A 12,741-nucleotide genomic window follows, 5' to 3' on the forward strand; every position below is an offset into this window, starting at 1 on the left:
GGCTGGCTGGGCGGGCGCCGGTACGGCAGGCCGCAGCCGGTCCTGCTGGTGGCGGAGATGAAGAGCGGTTTCCTGTTCTGCGTCAACCAGGGTGCGCGCTCGATGCAGAGCAACCTCGACCGCATGGTGCTGTCGCGCTTTGCCGATGCCTATGCGCTTGGCGTGTATGGGGCGGCGTCGCGCATCCTGCAACTGGGGCTGTTTCCGATGCAGGTGATGACGCGCATCTTCTACCCCAAGTTCTTCCAGCATGGCGTCAACGGCATGGCAGCCAGCCGGCGCTACGCGCTGCGGGTGGCACCGGCCCTGTTCGGTACCGGCATCCTGTCGGCGGCGGCGGTGGCGGGGGCGGCGCTGTTCGCACCGCATGTGCTGGGGCATGACTTTGCCGGCAGCGTCGATGTCACCATCGGCCTGTCGCTGGCCTTGCCATTCATCGCCTTGCAGTATCCGGCCGCCGATGCGCTCACCGGGGCCGGACGGCAGGGCTTGCGTGCGGCCATCTTCAGCCTGTCGGCGGTGGGTTTCGGCTTCGTGCTGGTGGCCGGTATCTGGTTCAAGGGCGTGCCTGGCCTGATCGGTGCGTTCGTATTCGCACATTTTTTGCTTGCAGCGATCCTGTGGGGCGCGGCCTTCCTTTGCAAGGATGTGCCGGCCAGCCAGCCGCTGCAGGCCACACAATAAGACGGAGACATCCGAGGACCGCGTCTGCCTCATGGCGGTGGTTTTGCACCAAGCTTTTTTTGATTAGGAAAAGAAAATGAAGATAACTGTCATTGGTACTGGCTACGTCGGCCTGGTCACCGGTACTTGCCTGGCGGAAATGGGTAACGACGTCCTTTGCCTCGATCTGGACGAGAACAAGATCCGCATCCTGCGCGAGGGCGGCATCCCCATCCACGAACCGGGCCTGCAGGATATGGTGCAGCGTAACGTCGCCTCCGGCCGCCTGAAGTTCAGCACCGATATCGCCGAATCGGTGGCCTTTGGAGAACTGCAGTTCATCGCCGTGGGCACGCCACCCGACGAAGACGGTTCGGCCGACCTGAAGTACGTGGTGGCGGCGGCGCGCAACATCGGCAAGCACATGACCGACTACAAGATCGTCATCGACAAGTCGACCGTGCCGGTCGGTACCGGCGACAAGGTGCGGGCGGCGATCCAGGAAGAGCTGGCCGCGCGCAAGCTCGAGACGCCCTTCGATGTGGTGTCGAACCCTGAATTCCTCAAGGAAGGCGCGGCCGTCGAAGACTTCATGCGGCCCGACCGCATCGTCATCGGTGCCGACAGCGACCGCGCCATCACCGCCATGCGCGAGCTCTACGCGCCGTTCATCCGCAACCATGATCGGGTGATCGTGATGGACGTGCGCTCGGCCGAGCTGACCAAGTACGCCGCCAACGCCATGCTGGCGACCCGCATCTCGTTCATGAACGAGCTGGCCAACCTGGCCGACGACCTGGGCGCCGACATCGAGCAGATTCGTGTGGGTATCGGTTCTGACCCGCGCATCGGCTTCCACTTCCTGTATCCGGGCTGCGGCTACGGCGGTTCGTGCTTCCCCAAGGACGTCCAGGCATTGATCCGCACCGCCGACGAAGGCGGACGCAGGCTCAAGGTGCTGCACGCGGTCGAAGAGGCCAACGAGGCGCAAAAGCACGTCCTGCTCGACAAGATCCGCGGCCATTTCGGCAGCGACCTGCGCGGCATGACCTTCGCCCTGTGGGGCCTGGCATTCAAGCCCAACACCGACGACATGCGCGAAGCGTCGAGCCGGGTGGTCATCGAAGGCCTGTGGGACATGGGCGCCCGGGTGCGCGCCTACGATCCGGTGGCGATGGATGAGACCCGTCGCATCTATGGCAATGACGATCGCCTGTCGTACGCCACCTCGCCCCAGGATGCGCTGACCGGCGCCGAGGCGTTGGTGATCGTGACCGAGTGGAAGGAATTCCGCGTGCCCAACTTCGATGCCATCAAGAGCAGCCTGAAGAACCCGGTGATCTTCGACGGCCGCAACCTGTATACACCGGCGCAGATGCGCAAGCGTGGCATCGAGTATTTCGCCATCGGTCGCCGTTGATATTCATGCAGCACGCCGCATCGTCTGTGACGATGCGGTCCGTAGCCCACGAATTCCAAAATCGAGAGAGAACCCATGAAAGCGATGATCCTGGCTGCCGGCAAAGGCACCCGCGTGCGTCCACTGACCTATGACCTGCCCAAGCCGATGATTCCCATCCTGGGCAAGCCGGTGCTGGAATACCTGGTCGAGCACCTGGTCAAGTTCGGCATCCACGACATCATGATCAATGTGAGCTACCTGCACCAGAAGATCGAGAATTACTTCGGCGAAGGCCAGCGCTTTGGTGCCCGCATCGGATACTCCTTCGAGGGCTACGTGGACGACGCCGGGGAAGTGCACCCGCACCCGATCGGCTCGGCCGGCGGCATGAAGAAGATCCAGGAATTCGGCGGTTTCTTCGATGAGACCACGCTGGTGATCTGCGGCGATGCCCTGATCGATCTCGATATCCAGTCGGCGCTGTTCGAACACCGCCGCAAAGGCGCGCTGGTGAGCGTCATCACCAAGGAGGTCGCGCTGGACCAGGTGTCGAGCTACGGCGTGGTGGTGGCCGATCCCGAGACCGGCCAGGTGCTGTCGTTCCAGGAAAAGCCGTCTCCTGCCGAAGCCAAGTCGACCCTGGCCAGTACCGGTATCTACATCATGGAACCGGAAGTGCTGGACCTGATCCCGAGCAACACCGTGTTCGATATCGGTTCCGAACTGTTCCCGCTGCTGGTCGAGAAGAAGATACCGTTCTTTGCCCAGAAGCGTTTCTTCAACTGGATCGACATCGGCAACGTCACCGATTTCTGGTCGGTGCTGCAAAGCGTACTCAGTGGCAAGGTGGCGCAGATGTACGTGCCCGGCACGCAGATCGAGGAAGGCCTGTGGGTCGGCTTGAACACCCGTATCGAATGGGAAGGCACCACCATCGAGGGCCCGGTCTACATCGGTTCGGGTACCCACATCGAGGCCGGCAGCAAGATCATCGGTCCAACCTGGATCGGTCATGGCAGTCATATCTGTTCGGGCTCGGAGGTGATCAGGAGCGTATTGTTCGAGTACACTCGCACCGCGCCCGGCACCAAGGTCGAGGAATCGGTCGTCTGCGGCCATTACAGTGTCAGCCGCGACGGCCAGATGAAGCATATTTCTGAATACAACGACAATCACTGGAACGATGCGCGCGATCGTCGCAAGACGGCGCGCCAGAGCGCTTAAACCATGCATAGCGAGGAAGTCATGAAAATCTACCCCGTCATTCTTTCCGGCGGGTCCGGTACCCGCCTGTGGCCGCTGTCGCGCGCGGCCTTGCCCAAGCAACTGATCTCGGTCGTGGGCGACCGCACCATGCTGCAGGAAACCGTTGCCCGCGTGAGCCAATGGCCGCAGATCATGCCGCCGCTGTTCGTGTGCGGCAATGAGCATCGCTTCATGGTGGCCGAGCAGATGCGCGAGATCGGCATCAAGCCGCTGGGCATCATGCTCGAACCGGTCGGCAAGAACACCGCGCCGGCCGTCGCCGCCGCCGCCCACCTGCTGGCCCGGCAGGACCCCGAAGCGGTCATGCTGGTGCTGCCGGCCGACCACGTGATCAATGACGTGGCGGCTTTCCAGGATGCCGTCGCCCGTGCCGCCGAGGTGGTCGCCGCCGGCTCCCTGGCGACCTTCGGCATCCTGCCGTCGTCGCCCGAGACCGGCTATGGCTATATCCGCCGGGGCAGTGCAGTGCCTGGCGTGGTCGATAGCTATGTGGTCGACAAGTTCGTCGAGAAGCCCGACCTGGCCACGGCCAACGGTTTCCTCGCAGAAGGCAATTATTCGTGGAACAGCGGTATGTTCCTGTTCAAGGCGTCGGACTACTTGCAGGAGTTGCTGGCTTACCGCCCCGATATCGCCGAACCGGTCGAACAGGCCGTGCTCAAGGGCTACGAAGACCTCGATTTCTGCCGTCTCGACCAGGCCAGCTTCGAAGCCACGCCGTCGGAATCGATCGACTACGCGGTGATGGAACGCACCAAGAAGGCAGTGGTGGTGCTGGCCGACATCGGCTGGAGCGACGTCGGTTCGTGGAGCGCCTTGTGGGCCGTGCAGCAAAGCGACGCCGACGGCAACGTCGCCCGCGGCGATGTGCTGCTGCAGGACGTGGGCAATACGCTGGTGCGTGCCGAGTCGCGCATGGTGGCCGCGCTGGGCGTGCAGGACCTGATCATCGTCGAGACCGACGATGCCGTGCTGGTGGCACACCGCGACCGGGTGCAGGATGTGAAGAAGATCGTCGATACCCTCAAGTCGAGCGGGCGTACCGAGCACATGCATCACAAGCGCGTCTATCGCCCATGGGGCAGCTACGAGAGCCTGGCCGACGGCGAGCGTTTCCAGGTCAAGCGCATCATCGTCAAGCCGGGCGAGAAGCTCTCGCTGCAGATGCATCATCACCGCGCCGAACACTGGGTGGTGGTCAGCGGAACCGCGCTGGTGACCCGCGGCGAGGAAGTCAAGCTGATGAGCGAGAACGAATCGATCTACCTGCCCATCGGCGTCACCCATCGCCTGGAAAATCCTGGCAAGCTGCCGCTGCACCTGATCGAGGTGCAGTCGGGAAGTTATCTCGGAGAAGATGACATCGTGCGCTTCGAAGACGTCTACAAGCGCGTCTGACGCACCTGGCGGCGGGCTCGGCTGGAGCCCGTCGAGCAAGTAACCGGAAAGCCGTATCGAGGGTCCTCGATACGGCTTTTTTCATTGTCCCGGTGCCGCAATGAGCTTGCTTGCGGTGCGCATACCCCGGTTGCCGCAGGGCACGATAGGGTAACGTCGAGTGCGCAAGCCGTCGAGCTTGGCATGGTCGGCGAGTGCGCCGGGGCGACAAGATGACGTTGTGGTGCAGTACAGCAATGTTTGCAGGAAACTCGCATCAAATAGTCACTGAAACATGATAAAAAATGTTCGTTATCGAGACGAAGTTTGTTATTGTCTGTCCTGAGAATTACAAGAACATTGCAGGTTTTTTCGACCGAGCAAGCATTACTTCCCGCATCAGGTTCAGAGGTTGGTTGCACCGCAGCACCAAGTACGCTCGATGTCCGTCGCACGGTTATAAATCGTCACACGCAAGTTCCTTTTTTCAGCATTTCATCGCAGCTCCGGCAGTGCCGGGGCCGCGTGCGTCGACTTGCGTGCACAGGGCCAACCGTTAGGCCGACATCCGTTCCGATTTCAACGTCATCCACATCATGAACAACTATAACGACGCCGCCATCATCGCCGAATTGCCCCTACCCATCGCGCCTGCGGAACGCCCCCTGATCTCGCTGGTCGTGCCGTTCTATAACGAAGAGGAAGCGATCGAGGTCTTCTTCGCTACCGTCATTCCGGCGCTCGAGGCGATTCCCGCAACCGATTTCGAGATCGTCTGCGTGGACGACGGCAGTCGTGACGCCACCTTGCAAATGCTGAGCGACAAGGCGTTGTACGACTCGCGTATCGTCGTGGTGGAGTTGACCCGCAATTTCGGCAAGGAGGCGGCCCTCACTGCGGCCATCGAAAGTGCGCGCGGCGACGTCGTCATCCCGTTCGACGCCGACCTGCAGGATCCGCCGGACGTCATCCCCAAATTGCTCGACAAATGGCGCGAGGGTTACGAGGTGGTGCTGGCGCGACGCGTCAACCGCGACTCCGATACGTCGCTCAAGAAGATGACGGCCCTGTGGTTCTATCGCTTGCACAACAAGATCGCCGATATCAAGATCCCCGAGAACGTCGGCGATTTCCGCTTGATGAGTCGTTCGGTGGTCGAGGCGCTCAAGTCGTTGCCGGAATCGCGGCGGTTCATGAAGGGCTTGTTTGCCTGGGTCGGTTTCAAGACGGCAACGGTGGACTATGTGCGCGAGCAGCGGGTGGCGGGCCAAACCAAGTTTTCCGGCTGGAAGCTGTGGAATTTTGCGTTGGAGGGCTTCACCAGCTTCAGCACCTTGCCGCTGCGGGTATGGAGCTACGCCGGTGGCTTCATCGCGGCGCTGGCCATCGTGCGCGGCATCTGGCTCATCGTGCGCACCATGGTCTACGGTGTGGATGTGCCGGGCTATGCCTCGCTGGCGACCGCTGTGCTGTTGCTGGGTGGCATACAGCTGATCGGCATCGGCGTGCTGGGCGAGTATATTGGCCGCATCTATTTCGAGACCAAGAACCGGCCGGTCTACCTGATCCGCAAGAAGATCCAGGCCTCGCGCGTGAAGGCACCCGTGCAGGTTGCGCTGTGAGCGCGGCGTTCGGCGGCAATCGACGCGTGATGGCGGCGCTGCTGTTCGTGCTGGCGGTGACCTTGGTGGTGTTCTACCAGCCACTCATTCACGGCAGCATCCGTGGTCATGATTCGCGCACGCACATCTCCTGGTTGCTGTCGGTAATGGATGCGGTACGCGCCGGCAGTTTCTATCCGCGCTGGCTACCCGACCAGTTCGCCGGACTTGGCGCGCCGGTGCTGTATTACTACCCGCCGCTGACGTCGCTGTTGTTCGCGTTGGTCGACCAGCTCTCGCTGCATCGGTTGCCGGTGGGCAGTGTGATCGTCGTCGCTACCTTGCTGCTGAGCCTGGCCTCCAGTGCCACGTTCTATCTGTGGGCTCGCGGCTTTTCGCGCGGCGCCATCGCGCTGGCCGCCGCAGTGTTCTATGGCGTGGCACCGTATCATTTTCAGATCGACTACATGGCGCGCGGGGCGATGGCCGAGTTCGCCGCCTTCGTCTGGATCCCGCTCATCTTCGCCGGTATCCAGCGTTGGTTCGGCAACGGCGGGCGCGGCGCGCTGGCGCTGGTGATGGCAGGGTGTGCCGGCCTGTTCCTGACGCACCTGCTGACCGGCATGCTGGTGGCCATGGCAGCGGTGCCGTATGTGCTGCTGCGAACGTTCGCACGCGATGGCGCCGCCACGTCGGCCCCGATGGCCACGGTAGTGCAGAAAAGACTGTTGCCCTTGTTCGTCGCCGCCGTCCTCAGCGTGGGCCTGGCTGCCTGCTACGTGGTGCCGGCACTGACCCTGCTGCCGTTCCTGAACCAGGCGGCGTTGATGTTTTCCGGTATCGACCAGAGCGCGCTGGTTCATGCATTCGATGCCGACAAGCCCAAGTCGTTTGTCATGATCGCCGGCATTGCCATGCTCTATACGCTGCTGGCCGTGCTGCTCGGCGCCCTGAGCTGGCGTCGGCGCGATGCGGGCGCGGCGGTCGGCGCGCGCCAGCCGGTCACGGATGTTCTGTTCTGGTCGGCGGCGGTGGTGTTGTTCTTTGCGTTCATGCTGGGTGCACTCAACGTGTTGGTGGCGCCGCCATCGCCCCTGGGCAAGATCCAGTTCCTGTGGCGTGCCCTGGTGGTCCAGGAATTTGCCGTATGCACCTTGTTCGTGCTGGCTGGCCGGGTGCTGGTCGACCAATGGCATGACGTCGCCGCGGCGCGTTATGTGAAGCTGGCCGCGCTGGTGCTGGTGGTGGGCTTTGCCGCATTCAGTTCCATGCTCAGCAAGAAACTCTATGCCGACCCGCGTATCGAAGAGCCCGCCGGGAGCGAGCACGTGCGGCTGCGCATGAGCCCGCCGGAATACTTCCCGCCCGGCGCCCAGGCGCCGCTGCCGCCCGCTGAGGTGGCGAAATATCCTGCGGTGGTGGAGGGCAGTGCCGAGATCGTCGCATTCAAGGCCGAGAAGTATCCCTCGCGCTTCGAATTGACCGTACGCGCCAGCGGCCCGGCCACGATTGCCTTGCCGGCGTATGGTTTTCCGGGATGGGTGACGGCCGAGGCAGGCCAGTCATCCTATCCGGTGACCACCGCCACCCCGTACAAGCTGCTGGCGGTCGAGGTAGGGGCGGGTTCGCATGTGATCACGGTCAAGCGCACCGCGCTGCTGCAGGAACGTATCGGTAACTGGATTTCGCTGGCGGCCTTGCTGTTGTCGGCGTTGTTCCTGCTGGCGGTGGGCGTGCGTGCACCGCGCAATGGCGTGCCGCAACGCGAGCGCAACGTGGTGCCGGCACCCTCCGAGAAAAACAGCGGGCCTGCCACCGCAAGTGGTGGTTCCCTCAAGGTATAAAGGTTAGGGATTCCTGTGTTTATCGTCTATGCCATGGTCGGCGCTGTCGGCACGCTGGTCCAGTATGCGTTCCTGTTGGTCTGTGTTTCCTGGTGGCAACTGCTTCACCCGGTCGCGGCCACGGTGATTGGCGCTTTCCTCGGGGCGATCGTGAATTATTTCCTGAACGCCCGTTTCACCTTCAGCCAGTCGACCGGACCGCATCATGTGCGCATGCTCAAGTTTGCCGTGGCGGCGATCTTCGGCATGGTGATGAACGGCTTGATCATGTATGTCTTCAACCGGCAACTGGGGCTGAACTACATGGCCGTTCAACTGGTGGCCACGGTCGCGGTGCTGCTGCTGACCTACTCCATCAACCGCGTGTGGACCTTCGGGGTCGTCGCCAAACGTTGAACTGTGGCGGAAGGGGCGTTGTCTATCTGCAAACGCCCAGCGGCGGTCGTTGCTTCCCGTCAACGTCGTCGCTGATGCCTGGCACTGTCGAGGCTTGCCCTCGAGGTCGCCGTCTCGCGCTGCCGATACGCTCGCGGCGCCTATCCTTCTTCTGTCGATGATCAACAATATCCAGGTCCTCAGGGCGATCGCAGCGCTGAACATTGTCTTCTATCACGCCTTCGGCATCGGTGCGTCCTATGGCTATGCCACGCAGGCGCTCGAGCCGCTGATGAAGTGGGCCGCCAATGGCGTCGACATCTTCTTCGTCATCTCCGGCTTCGTGATGTTCTACGTCCAGCACACCCATCCCAGGACGCCGTGGGAATTCTTCAAGAATCGCATCAAGCGCATCGTGCCGCTGTACTGGAGCATCACCGTGGCTTGCGTGTTGCTGGTGTTGCTGGTGCCGTCGGCTTTCCGCCAATCGGAGTTCAACCTGCAGCATTCGGTGCTGTCGCTGCTGTTCGTTTCGCGCTTTGCCGGCTTCGACTACCCGGTGCTGGTGCCGGGCTGGACGCTCGAACTCGAGATGCTTTTCTATGTGCTGCTGGCCTTGGTCATCGCGGTCAATCCACGCCATGTGATCGTCAGCGTCACGGTGTTGCTGGCCGCGGGCGTGGCCTTGGCGGGCATACCGCCGCTGGTGCTCGAGTTCCCGCTCGGGATGCTGGCCGGCTGGTGCTACGTCAATCGCGTCGGCGCCGCACACGGCAAGTCATTGTTCGTGGCTGGCAGCGCCTTGCTGGTGGCGTCGATCCTGCTGCAGGCAGACCCCGATATCTGGCGGCTCCTGTTCTGGGGTCTCCCGTCCTTCCTGATGGTGCTGGGCAGTTGCTTCATCGCCCAGGTGAAGAAGGGGCTGTGGGTCACGCTGGGCTCGGCATCCTACGGCATCTACCTGATCCATACCCTCAGCCTGCCGGTGTTCTACAAGTTCGTGCGCTGGATCGGGGTGTCAGGACATGTTGCCATCAACGAAATGAGCCTGGTGATGTGCGTGATATTCAGTGCCTGCATGGGCGTGTGCACCTATCGATTCTATGAGCGTCCATTGGGCAGGCTGCTTTGACGGTGGTGGCTGCGGCCACCGCATCGGTGGCGTGCGAACGCGTATCGCGGCGTCATGCTAAGGTCGATTTTTCGATCCACTAGCGACCTCGCATGAAAATCAGCGTACTTGACCAGGCCCCTGTGGCCGAAGGCGACAGCAGCGCCCGGGCCCTGCATCACGTTTTGGAACTGGCCCAGCTGGCAGACCGGCTCGGCTTTTATCGTTATTGGGTGGCCGAGCACCACGGCAGCCCTTCGCTGGCCTGCGCCAGTCCGGAGGTGCTGATCGGGCCCATCGCCGCGACCACGCAGCGTCTGCGGGTCGGCAGTGGCGGCGTGATGCTGCCGCATTACAGCCCGCTGAAGGTGGCCGAGTCGTTCGGCATGCTGGCCGGCCTGTACCCGGGACGTATCGACCTGGGCCTGGGACGCGCGCCGGGCAGCGATTCGCTGACTGCCTCGGCGCTGCAGCGTGACCGGCGCCAGCGTCCGGCCGACGACTTCTTCGAGCAGCTCAACGAGTTGCTGGCATACCAGCTCGACTGCGTCCCCTCGGAACACCCCTTCGCGCGCCTGGCGGACTTGCCCGGGCGTCCCGAATCGCCCCAGACCTGGCTGCTGGGTTCATCGGCCCAAAGCGGGATATGGGCCGCCGAACTGGGGCTGCCCTACATGTTTGCCGACTTCATCCATGCCGCAGGCGCATCCGTGTGCGAGGCCTACCATCGTGATTTCGTGGCGTCGGCGGAGTTGGCGCAGGCGCACAGCGGGGTGGCGCTGCAGGTGATCTGTGCCGACACCGATGCGCAAGCGCGCGAACTGGCCAGCAGCTACGCGATGCGGCTGTGGCACATGCACGGCGGGCGCCGACTGGACAAGGTGCCATCGGTGGCGACGGCACAGCGCTTCTTCCAGCAACAGCAACTGGCCAGCGATGCCTTGCCCCCCGGTCGACGCGCCATCATCGGCAGCCCGGCCAACGTGCGCGAGCAGATCGAGGCGGTGGCCAGGCATTACCGCGCCACCGAGGTCATGGTGGTGAGCATCATCCATGACCATGCGGCGCGCCTGCGCTCCTATGAATTGCTGGCCGAGGTTTTCGGATTGGGTTGAAGACCGATGGCAGGCGAGCTGCCTGCCATCCCGGTCTCGATTATCTTTGGCACCAGCGTCGATTTGGCCACCGAGTCCGACGCCACTGCCGCCAGATGCCCGTAATCGTAGGTCGTCACGCTGTCGAGCGAGCCGTTGACGATGGTCTGGCAACCGCCCTGGCTGCAGAAATGGTCGAACATGCTGACATATTCGGCATGCGGCCCATTACGGAAATCGGCCTTGAACTGGTCATCGATGTGCTTGACCTTCATGTTCAGGCCATAGAACGTGCGGTGCGGCACGTTGCCCCAGAAGCGGGTGGCGATCAGGGTCGGCAGGCCGCCTTTTTGCCAATGGGGCGTGGGTCCGGCAAACAGCACCTTGCGTACGCCCAGCGCCTTGAGCGCCGCAGCGATGTCCTGCATGTGGGCGATGTCGTGGCCCTGTTCCTGCGCCACCAGGACCACCTCCGGGCGATTTGCCGCGATGGTCTGCAATGCCTGGAAGTTGGAGTGCAGGCAGTACTGGTCTGCGCTGTCTGCCTTCACCAGCGCGGGCCGGCAGCCGGATGAAGCGATCTGCAGGATCTGCCACGACGACGGCAGGTTGTTCTTCAGGCCGCTGTAGAACTGCTGGGCATGGCTGTCTCCCCACAGGAAGACGGCATGGCTCTTCTGGCTGTCGCGGGTGTGGCAACTGGCCGATATCTGCTTGGGAATCCGCGTGCTGTTGCCCGACCATTGCTTGGGCACATCGTAGTAGTCACACTCGATCCTGAAATTGTTATACCAGTCGCTGGTCTTGTAATAGGACCAGCTCGGATAGCGCAGGTCGAATTTGTCGAGGTACGCCACCGCGCTCGGGTCCATGCGCATGACGAATCCCTTCGATACATGGCCGGCCAATCCCACCGCCAGGAACAGGCTCGAGGCGACCGCCGCAAACGAGAAGATCTGTTTGCGGGATACCGTTGATTTGTTGCGAAAGGGTGCCTCCACATACTTCCACGTGAAATACCCGAGCACGAATGCGGCCACGGCAAGGGCGCACAGCTGCCATGCCGCCAGGCCATTGGCGCTGTCATAGCGGGCAAAGGCAAACAGCGGCTGATGCCAGAGATAGGCGCTATAGCTGATCAAGCCAAGCAGCACGGTGAAGCGATTGCCCAGGAGGTAGCGGCCGGTGATGGTGTGCTGCGTGGCCATCAGGATGATGAGCGCCGCGCCCAGGGTCGGCACCAGCGCGTAGAAACTGGGAAAGGGCGTGTTCTTGTCGAATGCGAAGATGGAATAGACGATGGCCACCAACCCCAGCAGGCTGAGCGCTTCCGGCAATAGGCCGGTGGGCACGACATAGTTCTTGCGCGACACGTGGATGGCGCACAGCGTGCCGATGAGCAACTCCCAGGCGCGCGTGGGCAGCAGGAAGAAATTGGCACCAGCCGCAACCGGTGCCATCCTGTGCGCGGCCAACAGGCTGGCCAGCAGGATCACGGCGAGAATCAGCGGCGTGGCGCGACGCGCATGGCGCCAGCACAGCCACAGCACCAGTGGAAAGAAGATATAGAACTGTTCCTCGACCGACAGGCTCCAGGTGTGCAGCAGGGGCTTGAGGTCGGAGTCGGAGTCGAAATAGCCTGCCGAGCGCCAGAAGAAGATGTTGGAGGCAAACAGCATCACGGCCACGATATTCTGCGCGAAGCCTTTCATGTCGGGCGGCGACAGCAGGAACCAGGCGACCGGCAGGCAGGCCAGCATCACCAGCAATAATGCCGGCATGATGCGGCGCGCCCTACGCTCATAGAAAGAAACGATGGAGAAGGTGCCGCTCTCGAGCTCCTTGATCAGGATGAGCGAAATGAGGAAGCCGCTGATGACAAAGAAGATATCGACGCCCGTGTAGCCGCCCGCAAAGGCATCGAATCCTGCATGGAACAGCACCACTGCCACCACTGCCACGGCGCGCAGGCCATCTATTTCTCTTCTGTAATGTATGTTCATCTTTT

10 protein-coding genes are annotated in these 12,741 nt (G+C 62.3%); 9 read left to right on the forward strand and 1 reads right to left on the reverse strand.

Features of this window, described 5'->3' with window-relative positions:
• The 9 genes from PMI40_RS17970 to PMI40_RS18010 form a co-directional block, all read left to right on the forward strand.
• Positions 1–684: lipopolysaccharide biosynthesis protein (locus PMI40_RS17970; RefSeq protein WP_008118273.1), on the forward strand; the 684-nt coding region annotated here is incomplete at its 5' end.
• A gap of 76 nt (positions 685–760) precedes the next feature.
• Positions 761–2,083 carry a UDP-glucose/GDP-mannose dehydrogenase family protein gene (locus tag PMI40_RS17975; protein WP_008118275.1) on the forward strand — a complete coding sequence of 441 codons (1,323 nt, stop codon included), beginning with the start codon at positions 761–763 and terminating at the stop codon, positions 2,081–2,083.
• A 75-nt stretch (positions 2,084–2,158) separates the two neighbouring features.
• A complete protein-coding gene (locus tag PMI40_RS17980; RefSeq protein WP_008118276.1) occupies positions 2,159–3,289 on the forward strand; it encodes a sugar phosphate nucleotidyltransferase in 1,131 nt (376 codons plus the stop codon).
• 21 nt (positions 3,290–3,310) lie between these two features.
• Positions 3,311–4,729: a mannose-1-phosphate guanylyltransferase/mannose-6-phosphate isomerase gene (locus PMI40_RS17985; protein ID WP_008118279.1), complete on the forward strand. Its 1,419-nt coding sequence runs from the start codon at positions 3,311–3,313 to the stop codon at positions 4,727–4,729.
• A 575-nt stretch (positions 4,730–5,304) separates the two neighbouring features.
• Entirely contained in the window at positions 5,305–6,330 is a 1,026-nt protein-coding gene (locus PMI40_RS17990) for a glycosyltransferase family 2 protein (protein WP_008118281.1), read from the forward strand.
• Complete coding sequence (locus PMI40_RS17995; RefSeq protein ID WP_008118283.1) at positions 6,327–8,153, forward strand: hypothetical protein; 1,827 nt, start codon at positions 6,327–6,329, stop codon at positions 8,151–8,153. The genes PMI40_RS17990 and PMI40_RS17995 overlap by 4 nt, the downstream gene beginning before the upstream one ends.
• A gap of 15 nt (positions 8,154–8,168) precedes the next feature.
• Positions 8,169–8,549 (forward strand): GtrA family protein, encoded by a 381-nt coding sequence (locus PMI40_RS18000; RefSeq protein ID WP_008118284.1) that lies wholly within the window; start codon positions 8,169–8,171, stop codon positions 8,547–8,549.
• Between the two features lie 157 nt (positions 8,550–8,706).
• On the forward strand, positions 8,707–9,660 hold the full coding sequence (locus PMI40_RS18005; RefSeq protein ID WP_008118287.1) for an acyltransferase: 954 nt from the start codon (positions 8,707–8,709) through the stop codon (positions 9,658–9,660).
• Positions 9,661–9,752: 92 nt separating this feature from the next.
• On the forward strand, positions 9,753–10,754 hold the full coding sequence (locus PMI40_RS18010) for an LLM class flavin-dependent oxidoreductase (RefSeq protein ID WP_008118290.1): 1,002 nt from the start codon (positions 9,753–9,755) through the stop codon (positions 10,752–10,754).
• On the opposite strand, the gene PMI40_RS23005 is transcribed toward PMI40_RS18010, so the two are convergent.
• A complete protein-coding gene (locus PMI40_RS23005; RefSeq protein WP_157221607.1) occupies positions 10,718–12,736 on the reverse strand; it encodes an acyltransferase family protein in 2,019 nt (672 codons plus the stop codon). The genes PMI40_RS18010 and PMI40_RS23005 overlap by 37 nt on opposite strands.
• Between the last annotated feature and the right edge of the window lie 5 nt (positions 12,737–12,741).

It is taken from the genome of Herbaspirillum sp. YR522 (genome assembly GCF_000282575.1).
GTDB lineage: Bacteria > Pseudomonadota > Gammaproteobacteria > Burkholderiales > Burkholderiaceae_D > Herbaspirillum.

Excerpts from the sequence above, each read along its gene's own strand:
- PMI40_RS17975 (WP_008118275.1), top strand. The coding sequence starts at position 761 with ATGAAGATAACTGTCATTGGTACTGGCTACGTCGGCCTGGTCACCGGT.
- PMI40_RS17980 (WP_008118276.1), top strand. The coding sequence starts at position 2,159 with ATGAAAGCGATGATCCTGGCTGCCGGCAAAGGCACCCGCGTGCGTCCA.
- PMI40_RS17985 (WP_008118279.1), top strand. The coding sequence starts at position 3,311 with ATGAAAATCTACCCCGTCATTCTTTCCGGCGGGTCCGGTACCCGCCTG.
- PMI40_RS17990 (WP_008118281.1), top strand. The coding sequence starts at position 5,305 with ATGAACAACTATAACGACGCCGCCATCATCGCCGAATTGCCCCTACCC.
- PMI40_RS18005 (WP_008118287.1), top strand. The coding sequence starts at position 8,707 with ATGATCAACAATATCCAGGTCCTCAGGGCGATCGCAGCGCTGAACATT.
- PMI40_RS18010 (WP_008118290.1), top strand. The coding sequence starts at position 9,753 with ATGAAAATCAGCGTACTTGACCAGGCCCCTGTGGCCGAAGGCGACAGC.
- PMI40_RS23005 (WP_157221607.1), bottom strand. The coding sequence starts at position 12,736 with ATGAACATACATTACAGAAGAGAAATAGATGGCCTGCGCGCCGTGGCA.